At 66.5% G+C, this 15,176-nt stretch carries 11 protein-coding genes; 8 read left to right on the top strand and 3 right to left on the bottom strand.

Annotation, left to right across the window (positions count from 1 at the left end; all coding sequences use genetic code 11):
• Window positions 1–82: 82 nt before the first annotated feature.
• The gene (gene aceE / locus DEH84_RS09060) at window positions 83–2,782 is read right to left on the bottom strand and encodes a pyruvate dehydrogenase (acetyl-transferring), homodimeric type (protein ID WP_109036564.1); all 2,700 of its coding nucleotides are present in this window, start codon (window positions 2,780–2,782) and stop codon (window positions 83–85) included.
• Window positions 2,783–2,977: 195 nt separating this feature from the next.
• On the opposite strand from aceE, the gene DEH84_RS09055 reads away from it, so the two are divergent.
• The 5 genes from DEH84_RS09055 (at window position 2,978) to DEH84_RS09035 (ending at window position 9,967) form a co-directional block, all read left to right on the top strand.
• Window positions 2,978–5,563, top strand: a complete 2,586-nt coding sequence (locus DEH84_RS09055) for a PAS domain-containing sensor histidine kinase (protein ID WP_109036563.1) — start codon at window positions 2,978–2,980, stop codon at window positions 5,561–5,563.
• Window positions 5,560–6,192: a response regulator transcription factor gene (locus DEH84_RS09050; protein WP_109036562.1), complete on the top strand. Its 633-nt coding sequence runs from the start codon at window positions 5,560–5,562 to the stop codon at window positions 6,190–6,192. Before DEH84_RS09055 ends, DEH84_RS09050 begins: the two co-directional genes overlap by 4 nt.
• A gap of 109 nt (window positions 6,193–6,301) precedes the next feature.
• Entirely contained in the window at window positions 6,302–7,165 is an 864-nt protein-coding gene (gene folD, locus DEH84_RS09045) for a bifunctional methylenetetrahydrofolate dehydrogenase/methenyltetrahydrofolate cyclohydrolase FolD (RefSeq protein ID WP_109036561.1), read from the top strand.
• A 65-nt stretch (window positions 7,166–7,230) separates the two neighbouring features.
• Window positions 7,231–9,282, top strand: a complete 2,052-nt coding sequence (locus DEH84_RS09040; protein ID WP_109036560.1) for a M3 family metallopeptidase — start codon at window positions 7,231–7,233, stop codon at window positions 9,280–9,282.
• Between the two features lie 22 nt (window positions 9,283–9,304).
• Complete coding sequence (locus DEH84_RS09035; protein ID WP_109036559.1) at window positions 9,305–9,967, top strand: glutaredoxin family protein; 663 nt, start codon at window positions 9,305–9,307, stop codon at window positions 9,965–9,967.
• A gap of 47 nt (window positions 9,968–10,014) precedes the next feature.
• Here the strand turns inward: DEH84_RS09035 and rpiA are convergent, their stop codons facing one another.
• Together rpiA and DEH84_RS09025 are read right to left on the bottom strand one after the other, a co-directional pair.
• Window positions 10,015–10,686: a ribose-5-phosphate isomerase RpiA gene (rpiA, locus tag DEH84_RS09030; RefSeq protein WP_109036558.1), complete on the bottom strand. Its 672-nt coding sequence runs from the start codon at window positions 10,684–10,686 to the stop codon at window positions 10,015–10,017.
• A 36-nt stretch (window positions 10,687–10,722) separates the two neighbouring features.
• On the bottom strand, window positions 10,723–11,523 hold the full coding sequence (locus DEH84_RS09025) for an acetyltransferase domain-containing protein (protein ID WP_109036557.1): 801 nt from the start codon (window positions 11,521–11,523) through the stop codon (window positions 10,723–10,725).
• Window positions 11,524–11,605: 82 nt separating this feature from the next.
• On the opposite strand from DEH84_RS09025, the gene DEH84_RS09020 reads away from it, so the two are divergent.
• From DEH84_RS09020 to DEH84_RS09010, 3 genes are read left to right on the top strand one after another with little or no spacing between them, the layout of a single operon-like run.
• On the top strand, window positions 11,606–13,570 hold the full coding sequence (locus DEH84_RS09020; protein WP_109036556.1) for a peptidase U32 family protein: 1,965 nt from the start codon (window positions 11,606–11,608) through the stop codon (window positions 13,568–13,570).
• A 4-nt stretch (window positions 13,571–13,574) separates the two neighbouring features.
• Window positions 13,575–14,522 (top strand): ATP-binding protein, encoded by a 948-nt coding sequence (locus DEH84_RS09015; protein WP_159098921.1) that lies wholly within the window; start codon window positions 13,575–13,577, stop codon window positions 14,520–14,522.
• Complete coding sequence (locus tag DEH84_RS09010) at window positions 14,519–15,169, top strand: response regulator (RefSeq protein ID WP_109036554.1); 651 nt, start codon at window positions 14,519–14,521, stop codon at window positions 15,167–15,169. Before DEH84_RS09015 ends, DEH84_RS09010 begins: the two co-directional genes overlap by 4 nt.
• The last annotated feature ends 7 nt before the right edge of the window (window positions 15,170–15,176 follow it).

The raw sequence follows: 15,176 nt of genomic DNA, 5'->3' as shown, positions 1-15,176 counted from the left end.
GAATGGATCGTGGACCGGCCGGCACGAACCCGCCACAGGGCAAGTTCGCACGCACAGCCGGCTCAGGCTGCCCGTGAAGGGCTCAGGCGTACAGCGGGTTGACCTTGTCGGCCTTGATTCCGTACTTCTGGATGGCCTCGGCCACCTTGGCCGCCGGCACCTTGCCTTCTTCGGCCAGCGCCTTCAGCGCGGCCACCACGATGTAATGGCGATTGATCTCGAAATGCTCGCGCAGCTTGCTGCGGAAGTCGCTGCGACCGAAGCCGTCCGTGCCCAGCACCTTGTAGCTGCGGCCCTTCGGGATGAAGGGGCGGATCTGCTCGGCGTAGTTCTTCATGTAGTCGGTCGAGGCCACCACCGGGCCGTCGAACGGCTGCAGCTGCTGCGTCACGAACGACACCTTCGGCGTCTCCAGCGGGTGCAGCATGTTGAAGCGCTCTGCGTCCTGGCCGTCGCGGGCCAGTTCGTTGAAGCTCGGGCAGCTCCACACGTTGGCGGTCAGGCCCCAGTCGGACTCCAGCAGCGCCTTGGCCGCGATCGACTCGCGCAGGATCGTGCCCGAACCCAGCAGGTTCACCGCCGGCTTGCCGGCCTGGCCTTCGTCCAGCAGGTACATGCCCTTGAGGATCTGCTCTTCCGTGCCCTGCTTCAGGCCCGGCATCGCATAGTTCTCGTTGAGCAGCGTCAGGTAGAAGAACACGTTCTCCTGGTTCTCGACCATGCGCTTCAGCCCATGGTGCAGGATCACGCCCACCTCGTGCGCGAACGACGGGTCGTACGACACGCAGTTCGGAATCGTGCCGGCCAGGATGTGGCTGTGGCCGTCTTCGTGCTGCAGGCCTTCGCCGTTCAGCGTCGTGCGGCCCGACGTGCCGCCCAGCAGGAAGCCGCGCGCCTGCATGTCACCGGCCGCCCAGGCCAGGTCACCGATGCGCTGGAAGCCGAACATCGAGTAGTACACATAGAACGGGATCATGATCCGGTTCGACGTGCTGTAGCTCGTGGCGGCCGCAATCCAGCTCGACATGCCGCCGGCTTCGTTGATGCCTTCCTGCAGGATCTGGCCGGCCTTGTCCTCGCGGTAGTACATCACCTGGTCCTTGTCGACCGGGGTGTACTGCTGACCCGCAGGGTTGTAGATGCCGACCTGACGGAACAGGCCTTCCATGCCGAACGTGCGGGCTTCGTCGACCAGGATGGGCACGACGCGCGGGCCAAGTTCCTTGTCACGCAGCAGCTGCGTCAGGAAGCGCACATAGGCCTGCGTGGTCGAGATCTCGCGGCCTTCGGCGGTCGGCTCCAGCACAGCCTTGAAGGTCTCCAGCGGCGGGATGGTGAACTGCTCTTCCGCGCGCGAACGGCGGCTCGGCAGGTAACCGCCGAGGGCCTTGCGGCGCTCGTGCAGGTACTTCATCTCCGGCGAGTCTTCCGAGGGCTTGTAGAACGGAATCTTCGGCAGCTCGCTGTCCGGGATGGGAATGTTGAAGCGATCACGGAAGTACTTGATGTCGTCGTCCGTCAGCTTCTTGGTCTGGTGAACGGTGTTCTTGCCCTCGCCGGCCTTGCCCATGCCAAAGCCCTTGACCGTCTTGATCAGCAGGACGGTCGGCTGGCCCTTGTGGTTCACGGCCCGGTCGTAGGCGGCGTACACCTTCTGCGGGTCGTGGCCGCCACGGCGCAGCGCCCAGATCTGCTCGTCCGTCATCTTCGAGACCAGTTCCGCCACACGCGGGTCACGCTCGAAGAAGTTCTTGCGGACGAAGGCGCCGTCGTTGGCCTTCATGGCCTGGTAGTCGCCGTCCAGGATGTCCATCATGATCTTCCGCATGCGGCCATCCTTGTCCTTGGCCAGCAGCGGATCCCAGTCGCTGCCCCACAGCAGCTTGATCACGTTCCAGCCCGAACCGCGGAATTCGCCTTCCAGTTCCTGCACGATCTTGCCGTTGCCGCGCACCGGGCCGTCCAGGCGCTGCAGGTTGCAGTTCACCACGAAGATCAGGTTGTCCAGCTTTTCGCGAGCGGCCAGGCCGATGGCACCCAGCGATTCCGGCTCGTCCATCTCGCCGTCGCCGCAGAACACCCACACCTTGCGGTTCGACGTGTCCGCAATGCCGCGGGCGTGCAGGTACTTCAGGAAGCGCGCCTGGTAGATCGCCATCAGCGGGCCCAGGCCCATGGACACCGTCGGGAACTGCCAGAAGTTCGGCATGAGCTTCGGGTGCGGATAGCTCGACAGGCCCTTGCCGTCGACTTCCTGTCGGAAATGCAGCAGCTGCTCTTCGGTCAGACGGCCCTCCAGGTAGGCGCGGGCGTAAACGCCCGGCGACACGTGACCCTGGAAATAGATGCAGTCGCCACCGTGGCCTTCGCTCTCTGCGTGCCAGAAGTGGTTGAAGCCGGCACCGAACATATGGGCCAGCGAGGCAAACGAACCAATGTGACCGCCCAGGTCACCGCCGTCTTCCGGGTTGTGCCGGTTGGCCTTCACCACCATTGCCATCGCGTTCCAGCGCATGTAGGCGCGCAGACGCTCTTCGATCTCGATGTTGCCGGGGCAGCGCGCTTCGTCTTCGGCCGGAATGGTGTTCACGTACGCCGTCGTGGCCGAGAACGGCATGTCGATGCCGGCCTGGCGGGCGTGGTCGAGCACGGTCTCGAGCAGGTCATGGGCGCGGTTGCGACCCTCTGTCTCGATGACGCCGGACAGGGCGTCCAGCCACTCGCGGGTTTCTTGAGGATCCAGGTCCAGCGAGGCGGACGGCAAAGGATCATGGGCAGACATGGGGTGAGTCTCCTGGTGTAAGTGGCCTTGCGCCCCAGTATGGGCACTTGGCCGGATTCCGAACACGTGGATAAACGCGAGGAATCGGGTCACGATGTCGTTTGACACCCCAGGGGTGGCGAGGCGCCAAACCCAGGCAATATAGCCGGCTTTCCCCCTGATTCCGATGTGGGAGTCCGCACCGATAATCCGGCCATGCCTTTTTCGTCTTCGAGCCACAACCCGGCGGTGCAGGTCGTTACCAAAGCCGGGCAGCCCTCGCGCCTGTTCTGGCGCTGGTGGCGCAAACAAAGCCCCAGCCAGCAGGACCGTTACGCCACGCTGGGCCCGCTGGTTTCCGTGCTGCTGTTTCTGGCGGCCATCATTGCGGCCTTCTGGTACCTGCGCAACGAGGAAATCGAGCGTGAGCAAGAAGCTGTCAAGCGCGACACCGAGGTGGTTCAGCAACAGATTCGCCTGCGCCTGATCGAAAACCAGGAGCAACTGCTGCGGCTGGCGCGCGACGTGTCCATGCGCACCGTGACGCCCGATCAGTTCATGAAGCAGGCGGCCGACTTCGTGCGCGCCCGGCCCGAGGTGATCAGCGTCTCGTGGGTGCAGGCCGACGAACAGATCCGCGCCAGCCAGTCGACGACGGGCATGCTGCTGGAGCCAGGTCAGGGCATGGATCTGGACCAGTTCAGCCGCCAGCTCGAGGCCTACAACCCGCAAGACACCAAGGAGTCGCACAGCGCCTTCCAGCTCGCCCGCCAGCGCAGCCAGCCGGTGTACTCGCAGCCCTACTCCAACGCCCTGGCCACCAAGGTCATCCAGGTCCACATCCCGCTGATCGACCGCAGCGGCTTCGTCGGCACCGTGGTCACCGAGTACGCGCTTGAAGCCATGATGCGTTACCTCGTGCCACGCGAGGTGGCGGGTCGCCATGCCATGGCCCTGGTCCGGGTCGATGGCGAGACGCTGACCAGCACCGTCGGCAGCCACACCGAGCGCTCGGCCAAACCGACCTTCGTCCACGAGGTCATTGTCACCCCCGTGGGCAACGGCCTGATCCTGCGCGGCACGGGCTACCGCACCTCGTCCAACCTGATCGGCAACACGCTGTTCTGGATGGTGGTGGCGCTGTCCGCCCTGACGGTGTGGACGCTCATGGGCACCTTGCGCCACATGCGCCGCCGCGCCCAGATCCAGAAGACGCTGGTGCAGGAAACCAACTTCCGGCGCGCGATGGAAAACTCCATGCTGACCGGCATGCGCACCATCGACCTCGAGGGCCGCATCAGCTACGTGAACCCCGCTTTCTGCGCGATGACGGGCTTCTCGGAAGAGGAACTGCTCGGCTGCGTGCCGCCCTACCCTTACTGGCCCAAGGACCGGATCGACGAGTTCAACCGCATGTTCCAGCAGGAGCTGCTCGGCCGCAGCCCCATGGGTGGCATCGAGGTGGTGATGCAGCGGCGCGACGGCAGCCAGTTCGACGCCCGCATGTACGTTTCGCCCCTGATCGACGCCCAGGGCGACCAGACTGGCTGGATGACGTCGATCACCAACATCACCGAGGCCAAGCGCGTGCGCGATCAGCTCACCGCCGCGCACGAGCGATTCACCACGGTGCTGGAAGGGTTGGACGCCGCTGTGTCCGTGATGTCCGTACAGCGTGGCGAGTTGCTGTTCGCCAACCGCTCCTACCGCCTGTGGTTCGGCGGCAACCCCGACGCCCACGCCCAGCTCACCGGCGGCGAACTGCAGCCCGATTACCAGGGTGAGGCCGACGAGGCCGTCGACAGTTTCGGCGGCCTGCCCGCTCAGGAGCTGACCGACGCGGGCAGCGATTCACGCGAAGTCTTCCTCGACACCGTCCAGAAGTGGTTCGACGTGCGCGCCCGCTACGTGCAGTGGACCGACGGCAACCTGGCCCAGATGCTGATTGCCACCGACATCACCGCGCGCAAGCAGGCCGAGGAAGCCGCCGCACGCCAGGCTGAAAAGTCCCAGTTCACCAGCCGCCTGATCACCATGGGCGAGATGGCGTCGACCGTGGCCCACGAACTGAACCAGCCGCTGGCCGCCATCTCCAATTACTGCAGCGGCATGATGAGCCGGGTCCGCTCGGGCAACATCGACAACGAACAGCTCATCAGCGCGCTCGACAAGACCTCGCGCCAGGCCCAGCGCGCCGGCCAGATCATCCACCGCATCCGCCAGTTCGTGAAGCGCAGCGAGCCGCAACGCCAGCCCGCCCGCGTGCGCGACATCACCGACGCCGTGATGGAGCTGGCCATGTTCGAGATGAAGCGCCGCCGCGTGACGCTCAACGCCCAGATCGCCCCGCGGCTGCCCACGCTGATGGCCGACCCCATCCTGATCGAACAGGTGCTGCTGAACCTGCTGAAGAACGCAGCCGAGGCCATCGACGGCGCCCAGATGCCGCAGTCGCGTCGCCACATCGACCTGCGCGTCCAGCAGCGTGTCCTAGAAGGCCAGGGCAAGGTCGTCGAATTCGCGGTGCTCGACAGCGGCCCCGGCATGAAGGAAGAGATGCTGGCCCGCCTGTTCGAAGCCTTCCATTCCACCAAGGCAGAGGGCCTCGGCATCGGCCTGAGTCTGTGCCGCTCCATCATCGAGTCGCACCAGGGTCGGATCAGGGCTGAGAACATCTACAATGATTCAACGGTCATCGGGTGCAGCTTCACGTTCACCCTGCCCGTCGATGCGGGCGGCACCGCTGATTTCCCGGACTCCCTGCCGCCCCCTTCCAACGACTTGCTTGCCGATAACCCATGAGCTTGATCCCGAAAAAAGGCACCGTGTATGTGGTTGACGACGACGAGGCCGTGCGCGACTCGCTGCAATGGCTGCTCGAAGGCAAGGACTACCGCGTGCGGTGTTTCGACTCCGCCGAATCGTTCCTGGCTCGATTCGACCCGCGTGAAGTGGCCTGTCTGATCGCCGACATTCGCATGGACGGCATGAGTGGCCTCGAACTCCAGGACAAGCTGCTGGAGCGCAAGTCCCCGCTGCCCATCGTGTTCATCACCGGCCACGGCGACGTGCCCATGGCCGTGAACACCATGAAGAAGGGCGCGATGGACTTCATCGAGAAGCCGTTCAAGGAAGACGCCCTGGTCGCCCTGGTCGAGCGCATGCTGGACCAGGCCCGCGCCGCCTTCTCGCAGTCGCAGGAAGCCGCCAGCCGCGAAGCCCTGCTGTCGCGCCTGACCACCCGCGAAGCCCAGGTGCTCGAGCGCATCGTGGCGGGCCGCCTGAACAAGCAGATCGCCGACGACCTGGGCATCTCCATCAAGACGGTGGAAGCCCACCGTGCCAACGTGATGGAAAAGCTCAACGCCAACACGGTGGCCGATCTCCTGAAGATCGCCCTGGGCGCCAACGCCCCGGCTGCCACCAAGTAAGCACACGAACCGGAGGCCGGCCGCACCCTTGCCGTGTCTCTTGCAGAAAGGCCGCCACCCGCGGCCTTTTTCCTTTCCGATTTCTGATCTTTCTGCCCCGGAGTTCCCCATGACCGCCCAACTGATCGATGGCAACGCCCTGTCCAAGCAACTGCGCAGCGAGGTGGCCGAACGCGCCGCCGCCCTGACCGCCAAGGGCCTGAAGCCCGGTCTGGCCGTCGTGCTGGTGGGCGACAACCCGGCCAGCCAGGTGTATGTGCGCAACAAGGTCAAGGCGTGTGAGGACGTCGGCTTCCACTCCGTGCTGGAAAAGTACGACGCCACCATGACCGAGGCCGAGCTGCTGGCCCGCGTCGAAGCGCTCAACAACGACCCCAGCATCCACGGCATCCTGGTGCAGTTGCCCCTGCCCAAGCACATCGACGACCACAAGGTCATCGAGGCCATCTCGCCGCTGAAGGATGTGGACGGCTTCCACGTCGCCAGCGCCGGCGCGCTGATGGTGGGCGAAGTCGGCTTCAAGGCCTGCACGCCCTATGGCTGCATGAAGATGCTGGAATCCATCGGCATGAAGGACCTGCGTGGCAAGCACGCGGTGGTGATCGGTCGCTCCAACATCGTTGGCAAGCCCATGGCCATGATGCTGCTGCAGGCCAACGCCACGGTCACGGTCACCCACAGCGGCACGGCCGACCTGGCCCACCACACCCGCCAGGCCGACATCGTCGTGGCCGCCGTGGGCAAGCGCAACGTGCTGACCGCCGACATGATCAAGCCCGGCGCTGTGGTGATCGACGTGGGCATGAACCGCGACGACGCCGGCAAGCTGTGCGGCGACGTCGACTTCGCCGGCCTGAAAGAGGTGGCGGGTTACATCACCCCCGTGCCCGGCGGGGTCGGCCCCATGACGATTACCATGTTGCTGGTCAACACGATGGAAGCGGCCGAACGGGCCGCCGCCCAGCGCGCTTGACCCGCCATTCATCCCGTACCCAGCGACAACGGGGGGCTGCCACCCGTGGCCCCTTGAAGGACACCATGAGCACCAACCCCCTGCTTGACACCACCGGCCTGCCGCTTTTCGACCAGATCCAGCCCGAGCACGTCACGCCCGCGATGGACGTGCTGCTCGCCGAGGCCGAAGAGGCCCTGGCCAAGGTGACCGGGCCCGATGTCCCAGCCGACTACGACGCCTTGTCGCTGCTGCTGGATGTGGCCACGGAAAAGCTGGGGCGGGCCTGGGGCGCCGTGGGCCACCTCAACAGCGTGGCCGACACGCCCGAATTGCGTGCGGCCTACAACGAGAACCTGCCGCGCCTGACCGAGTACTACACGCGGCTCGGCTCGGATGAACGCCTGTATGCCAAGTACAAGGCGCTGAACGAGGCGCAGCAAAGCCTCCCCGCCGAGCAGCGCCTGAGCCACGCCCGCCAGCGCGCGCTCGACAACGCCCTGCGCGGCTTCGTGCTGGGCGGCGCCGAGCTCCAAGGCGAGGCCAAGGTCCGCTATGCCGCCATCCAGGAGGAACAGGCGGCAAAGTCGCAAGCCTTCTCCGAGCACGTGATGGACGCGACGGACGCCTACGCCTACTACGCGCAGGCCGATGAGCTTGCCGGTGTGCCGGCCGACGTGGTGGCCGCTGCCCGTGCTGCGGCCGCAGCCGAGGGCAAAGACGGCCATAAGCTGACCCTGCACATGCCCAGCTACCTGCCGGTGATGCAGTACGCCACGCACCGCCCGCTGCGCGAGGCACTCTACCGCGCGTACAGCACCCGGGCCTCCGAATTCGGCCCCGCCGACAAGGACAACTCCGGCCTGATGCGTGACATCGTGGCCCTGCGCCAAGAAGAGGCCAAACTGCTGGGTTACCAGAACTTCGCTCAGGTCTCGCTGGTGCCCAAGATGGCAACCAGCCCGGAACAGGTCATGGAGTTCCTGTTGGATCTGGCCAAGCGCGCCCGCCCGTTTGCCGAAAAGGACATGGCCGAGTTGCGCGCCTTCGCCAAGGACGAATGCGGCATCGACGACCTGCAGGCCTGGGACGTGGCCTTCGTGAGCGAAAAGCTCAAGGAAGCCCGCTACGCGTTCAGCGACCAGGAGGTAAAACAGTACTTCACCGAGCCGACGGTGCTCAAGGGTCTGTTCGGTCTGATCGAGACGCTGTTCGAGGTGCAGATCCGACCCGACACCGCGCCCGTGTGGCACGAGTCGGTGCGCTTCTTCCGCATTGAGCGCGCCGGCCAGCTGGTCGGCCAGTTCTACCTCGATCCGTATGCACGCCCCGGCAAACGCCCGGGCGCCTGGATGGACGATGTGCGCGGCCGCTGGAAGCGCCCGGACAACGGCGCCACGCAGACCCCGGTGGCGCACCTGGTGTGCAACTTCGCCAAGGGCGTGGGCGACAAGCCCGCGCTGCTCACGCACGACGACGTCACCACCCTCTTCCACGAGTTCGGCCATGGCCTGCACCACATGCTCACCAAGGTCGACGACATCGGCGTGGCCGGCATCAGCGGCGTCGAGTGGGATGCCGTTGAGCTGCCCAGCCAGTTCATGGAGAACTTCTGCTGGGAGTGGGACGTGGTGCAGAAGCTCACCAGCCACGTGGACACCGGCGAACACCTGCCCCGCGCGCTGTTCGACAAGATGACGGCGGCCAAGAACTTCCAGAGCGGCATGCAGACGCTGCGCCAGATCGAGTTCTCGCTGTTCGACATGCGCCTGCACGCGCAGCCGGGTCGCGAAGCCGACATCCAGGCGGTGCTCGACGGCGTGCGTCAGGAGGTGGCGGTCAACATCCCGCCCGCCTTCAATCGCTTCCAGCACAGCTTCTCACACATCTTTGCGGGCGGCTACGCAGCAGGCTATTACAGCTACAAGTGGGCTGAGGTACTCTCTGCGGATGCTTATGCCGCTTTCGAAGAGGCTGCAAGCGGTTCCCAGGGCGTGCTCAACCCCGAGGTGGGCCGCCGCTACCGGGAAGCGATCCTGGAAGCCGGCGGCAGCCGTGCGGCCATGGAGAACTTCAAGGCCTTCCGCGGCCGTGAGCCCCAGATCGACGCGCTGTTGCGCCATCAGGGCATGAGCTGACACCCGCGACAGATCCCACTCGATGTCCCGCAAAACTGTCCTGACCCTTCCGTCGGCCTTGCTCGTCGGGGCCATTGCCCTGATGGGATGGCAGCCTGCCTGGGCGCTCTACAAGGTCGTCGGCCCCGATGGCAAGGTCACGTACACCGACCGGCCGCCGCCCAACCAGCCCGCGCAGGCGCTGAAGGCCGACGGCAGTCCTGCGGCGACCGAGCGGCTGCCGTATGCCCTGCAACAGGTGGTCGGCCGCTATCCGGTGGTGCTCTACACCGGCCGGAACTGCGCCCCATGCGATGCAGGGCGGCAGATGCTGAAAGCGCGCGGCGTGCCCTTCACCGAGAAGACGGTGACCACCGCCGAAGACGCGAAGGCCCTGCAGCGCACCGAGAACACGGATGGCCTGCCGGTGCTGCGCGTGGGCGCCAAGCAGTTGCAGGGCTACGCGCACAGCGAGTGGGTGTCGTACCTGGATGCGGCGGGCTATCCTGCCCAGTCGGCCTTGCCCGCCACCTACCAGTGGCCCGCGCCACAGCCCTTGGTGACGCCGTCGCCGGCGGCCGGCGAGGCCTCGGGCGCGAGTGGCACGGGTCCTCGCCCTGCCCCGACAGCCGAGCCGACCCCGCAGGCCCCGGCAGGCTCGAATGGCGGCCGGGGCGGCAGTGCGCCGCCCGGATTCCGCTTCTGAGTGGCGGCTGAGGCCCGACGCGCGGTGCGCGCCCGGCCTTCACCCGATCAGAACTTGAGGGTTTTGACGCCCTGACTGGTGCCGAGCAGGCACACACTGGCCTTGTTGCGGGCAAACACGCCCACCGTCACCACACCAGGAATCTGGTTGATGTCGGATTCGAAGCGGGCCGGCTCGGTGATCTGCAGGCCGGTCACGTCGACGATCACGTTGCCGTTGTCGGTCGTACAGCCCTCGCGCACCTTGCCTTCGCCACCCAGCTTGGCAAACGCCCGAATCACCTGGGCCGCCGCCATCGGGATCACTTCGACAGGCAGCGGGAACTTGCCCAGCGCCTGCACCAGCTTCGACTCATCGGCGATGCACACGAACTGACGGGCCAGGTCGGCCACAATCTTTTCGCGTGTCAGGGCGGCGCCGCCACCCTTGATCATGTTGCCGCCATGGTCGATCTCATCGGCCCCGTCGATGTAGACGCCCAGCTCGGTCACGGTCTCCGCAGGCAGCACCGGGATGCCGAGCGCTTCCAGGCGCTGGGTGCTGCGCACCGAGCTCGACACCGCGCCCACCACCCGCTTGGGGTCGGTCTTGAGGGCCTCGCCCAGTGCGTCGATGAACTTGTCGACGGTCGAGCCCGTGCCCACACCGACAATGCTGCCGGCTTGCACGTAATCCAGGGCCGCACGGCCCACCAGGGTCTTGAGTTCGTCTTGCGTCATCGGGAACGTCTTTCTTCGAGGGAAGATGGGAACGCCTCAGGCCGGGATCGCACGGCCGGTCAGCGTCATCCAGGCGGCCAGCATGCCGATCAGCAGCGGCTGGTGCACCATGTAAAAAGTCAGGCTCCAGCGGCCCAGCGTGGCGAGCACGCGCGGAAACAGGGCTGGGCGAGCGGGGTCAATATTGTCGCCTGAAGTGCCTGCCGTGGTGCGAGCGCCCTGCAGCCAGCCTGGACGATTTGCCAACATCCACTGGGTGGCGGCCAGCCCCCACCAGATCACGCCCAGCCATGGCAGCAGCGGCACATGGTCTTCGGTGATGGGCTTGCGGGTCATGAGGCCCGTCCAGTCCAGCCAGGGTGCGTCGAACACGGGGTGCTGGAACAGCCGAGGCAACACCAGCGCCACCGCGCCTGCCAGCCACAGCCCGCGGCCCCAGCCAGCCGTGACGCGCGCGATCAGCAGCATCACCGCCATGCCGTGCAGCACGCCGAAGTAAATGAAGCTGCGCGGAAACATCGCCATGCTGCCCAGTGTGACGAGCAGCGCACAACCCGCCACCTGCGCCCAGCGGCGCCAGAACCGCGCCCAGGTCTGCCCCTGGTGAACCGCGATGGCCTGGCCGGCGCCCGCGCAGAGCAGGAACAGCGAGAGGATGCCGGTGCGCTGGGTGGTCCACAGCGGGTCGACATAGAAGTTGGCCTGAAGCAGGCGCCAGTTGGCCAGGTCGAAGCAGAAGTGGAAGGCCGCCATCCACAGCAGTGCCAGGCCTCGCAGGCGGTCCAGGCGGTCAAATCGGGGCAGCGCAGGGGGATGAAGGGCGGAACGGGCGACCATGGCGTTAGTATCTGCGGTTTGGCGCCCTGCCCCGCCCCTCGGGCAGCGCGCGCCGGTGTCCCTCTGCTCTTTTGCGCCTGCCATGCCCGCTTCCCGCCACGAGATCGAACTGCTCGCCCCTGCCAAGACCGCCGACATCGGCATCGAGGCCATCAATCACGGGGCCGATGCCGTCTACATCGGCGGCCCCTCGTTCGGCGCCCGCAGCAATGCCAGCAACGAGGTGAGCGACATCGCGCGCCTGGTGCAGCACGCCCACCGCTACCACGCACGCATCTTCACCACGCTCAACACCATCCTGCGTGACGACGAACTGGAGCCCGCACGCAAGCTGATCTGGCAGCTGTACGACGCCGGCGTCGATGCGCTGATCGTGCAGGACATGGGGCTGCTGCAGCTCGACCTGCCGCCCATCCAGCTGCACGCCAGCACGCAGACCGACATCCGCACGGTCGAGAAGGCCAAGTTCCTGCAGGACGTGGGCTTCAGCCAGATCGTGCTGGCACGCGAGCTGACGCTCCAGCAGATCCGCGACATTGCGGTGAACACGCACGCCAACATCGAGTTCTTCATCCACGGCGCGCTGTGCGTGGCCTACAGCGGCCAGTGCTTCATCAGCCACGCGCACACCGGGCGCAGCGCCAACCGCGGCGATTGTTCGCAAGCCTGCCGCCTGCCTTACAACGTGCTGGACGACGGTGGCCAGGTGGTGGCCTTCGAGCAGCACGTGCTGTCGATGAAGGACAACGACCAGAGCGCCAACCTGCGCGCGCTGATCGACGCCGGCGTGAGCTCGTTCAAGATCGAGGGCCGCTACAAGGACATGGGCTATGTGAAGAACATCACCGCCCACTACCGCATGCTGCTTGACGAGATTCTGGAAGCCAGCCCGGAGCTGACGCGCGCCTCGGCTGGCGAGTGCACCTTCTTCTTTCAGCCCGACCCGGACCGCAACTTCAACCGCGGCGCCACCGACTATTTCGTCAACGGGCGCAAGGAAGACATCGGCGCCTTCGAGAGCCCCAAGCACCTCGGCCTGCCGATCGGCGAGGTGGCCAAGGTGGGCGACCGCTGGTTCGATGTGGCGCTGAACCCGGCCGAGGCCGATTCCATCGAGAACGGCGACGGCCTGAACTACCTGACGCTGACCAAGGACATCGTGGGCGTGCAGGTGAACACGGCCGAGCCGGTGGGCAAGGCGGGGCGGCTTTGGCGTGTGTTTCCCAATGAGGAGATCGCCGCCCTGCCCGATCTGAAATCGGGTGTGGCGATCAACCGCAACCGCGACCGGGCCTGGGAAAACCTGCTGAGCAAGAAATCGTCCGAGCGCCGCATCGGCCTGTGGATGGACCTCGCCGACACCCCGGACGGGCTGCAACTGACCCTGACGGACGAGACGGGGCACGTGGGCGAGGCACGCGTGGTGTGCGACAAGCAGCCCCCGCAGCAGCCCGATCGCGCTGAAGCCACGTTGCGCGAGCACCTGGGCAAGCTCGGCGCCACGATCTTCCAGGCACACGAGCTGACCTTGCGCACCGCCCAGCCGTGGTTCGTGCCGGCTTCGGTGCTCAACAGCCTGCGCAGGGACGCCGTGGCAGCCCTCGAAGCCGCCCGTGCTGCAGCCCTTCAGCGTCTACCGCGCGCCGAGCCAGTCGATCCGCCGGTGCCGTATCCGGAGGACACGCTCACCTACTTGGCCAACGTCTACAACCACGCGGCGCGCGACTTCTACGCCCACCACGGCGTGAAGGTGATCGAAGCTGCCTATGAAAGCCACGAAGAGCTCGGCGAGGTCAGCCTGATGATCACCAAGCACTGCGTGCGCTTTTCGCTGAGCCTGTGCCCCAAGCAGGCCAAAGGCGTGACGGGCGTGCAGGGCACGGTGAAGGCCGCGCCGCTGCAACTGGTGAACGGCAAGGAGAAGCTGACCCTGCGCTTCGACTGCAAACCCTGCGAGATGCACGTGGTGGGCAAGATGAAGAAGTCGGTGCTCAACCAGGTTGCGGCGGCGCCCATCCAGTTCTACCGCAGCCGCCCGACGGCCTGATGCCGTGAGCAAGGCCGTGTCTCGGTTCGCTGCCGGCTGGGCGCAGGATGCCCTGCTCGTGCTGGCCGGGGTGCTGGCCTTCTTCGTCGTGGCGGGCCGCTTCGAACTGTTCGAGCGATTGCAGGCGGCCACGCGCGGGCTGGAACACTGGCAGCTCGACGAACTGCCGCTGACGCTGCTGGCCCTGTCGCTGGGGCTGCTGTGGTTTGGCTGGCGCCGCGTGGTGGATGCCCGGCAGGCGCTGGCGGCCCGCACGGTGGCCGAGCAACAGGCGCAAGCCCTGCTGACGGAGAACCGTGAACTGGCTCAGGCGCTGATCCGCGTGCAGGACACCGAGCGACGGGCGCTGGCCCGCGAACTGCACGACGAGTTCGGGCAGCACTGCACCGCGATCCGGGCCGATGCGCGCTACATTGCACGCGCAACCGACGTGCCGGCCGTGGCCGAGGGTGCGTGCCGGATCGACGAATCCGCAGAGCGCCTGCATGGGCTGGTGCGCGAGATGCTCGACCGCCTGCGCCCGCCCGATCTCGACAGCCTGGGACTGGAAGCCGCCGTGCAGGCCCTGTGCGAACGGTGGGAGGTACAGACCGGCATCGGTTGCGCCTTCGTGCCGCGGCCGGGCTCACCTGCGCTGCCCGACGACGTGGCCGTGACGGTGTACCGCCTGGTGCAGGAAGCGCTGACCAACGTGGCCCGACATGCCGAGGCCAGCCATGTGCAGATCGTGTTTGAGCCGCTGCCCTCGGCTGAGGGACTTCGGCTGCGCATCACGGACGATGGTTGCGGGCTGGCGCCCGACCGCCATCCGGCAGGCGCTGGCGGCGGGCATGGTCTGGCCGGCATGCGCGAGCGCGTCGCCGGCTATGGCGGCACGCTGAAGCTGGACAACGTGGAAGGCGGCGGCCTTCGCATCGAGGCCGATCTGCCTCTGGAGAACCTTCCCGCATGAGACAGACCCGTGTGCTGCTGGTCGATGACCATCCCGTTGTCCGTTCCGGCTACCGGCGCCTGCTGGAGCAGGACGGGGACATCACCGTGGTCGGCGAAGCAGCCGATGTCGAGGAGGGGCACACCGCCTGGGTGTCGCTCACGCCCGATGTGCTGGTGACCGACCTGTCGATGCCAGGCGCGGGCGGCGTGGAGCTGCTGCGCAAGGTGCTCGCGCGCGACTCGGAGGCCCGCGTGCTCGTATGCAGCATGTACGACTCGGCGCAGATGGTGCGCCGTGCATTGGACAGCGGCGCGCGCGGATTCGTCAGCAAGAACGCCCCGCCAGACAGCCTGGTGGCCGCCGTGCGTGCCGTGGACCGCGGCGGGCGCTACCTGAGCGCCGACCTTTCCCCGTCGTTGCTGAACCGGGCGGAGCAGGACGAGGCTGAGCGCCTCGCCGCGCTGAGCCAGCGCGAGTTCGAGATTTTCCGTCTGCTGGCCGAGGGTCACTCACCGGCCGAGTGCGCCCGGCTGCTGAGCCTGAGCCCCAAGACGGTGGCCAACAACCAGACGCAGATCAAGGACAAGCTGGGCGTCGCCACATCGGCGGCGCTCGTGCACCTGGCCCTGCGTCATGGGGTCATCGACGGTCGCCAGCCGCGCTGAGCGGCCA

Source organism: Aquabacterium olei (assembly GCF_003100395.1).
In the GTDB taxonomy this organism is placed as follows: domain Bacteria; phylum Pseudomonadota; class Gammaproteobacteria; order Burkholderiales; family Burkholderiaceae_C; genus Aquabacterium; species Aquabacterium olei.
The sequence above is the reverse complement of the archived record's forward strand: the minus strand, read 5'-3'. Positions and strand labels throughout refer to the sequence as shown.

Excerpts from the sequence above, each read along its gene's own strand:
- folD (WP_109036561.1), top strand. The coding sequence starts at position 6,302 with ATGACCGCCCAACTGATCGATGGCAACGCCCTGTCCAAGCAACTGCGC.
- DEH84_RS09010 (WP_109036554.1), top strand. The coding sequence starts at position 14,519 with ATGAGACAGACCCGTGTGCTGCTGGTCGATGACCATCCCGTTGTCCGT.
- DEH84_RS09055 (WP_109036563.1), top strand. The coding sequence starts at position 2,978 with ATGCCTTTTTCGTCTTCGAGCCACAACCCGGCGGTGCAGGTCGTTACC.
- DEH84_RS09035 (WP_109036559.1), top strand. The coding sequence starts at position 9,305 with ATGTCCCGCAAAACTGTCCTGACCCTTCCGTCGGCCTTGCTCGTCGGG.
- DEH84_RS09040 (WP_109036560.1), top strand. The coding sequence starts at position 7,231 with ATGAGCACCAACCCCCTGCTTGACACCACCGGCCTGCCGCTTTTCGAC.
- DEH84_RS09025 (WP_109036557.1), bottom strand. The coding sequence starts at position 11,523 with ATGGTCGCCCGTTCCGCCCTTCATCCCCCTGCGCTGCCCCGATTTGAC.
- DEH84_RS09020 (WP_109036556.1), top strand. The coding sequence starts at position 11,606 with ATGCCCGCTTCCCGCCACGAGATCGAACTGCTCGCCCCTGCCAAGACC.
- aceE (WP_109036564.1), bottom strand. The coding sequence starts at position 2,782 with ATGTCTGCCCATGATCCTTTGCCGTCCGCCTCGCTGGACCTGGATCCT.
- rpiA (WP_109036558.1), bottom strand. The coding sequence starts at position 10,686 with ATGACGCAAGACGAACTCAAGACCCTGGTGGGCCGTGCGGCCCTGGAT.
- DEH84_RS09050 (WP_109036562.1), top strand. The coding sequence starts at position 5,560 with ATGAGCTTGATCCCGAAAAAAGGCACCGTGTATGTGGTTGACGACGAC.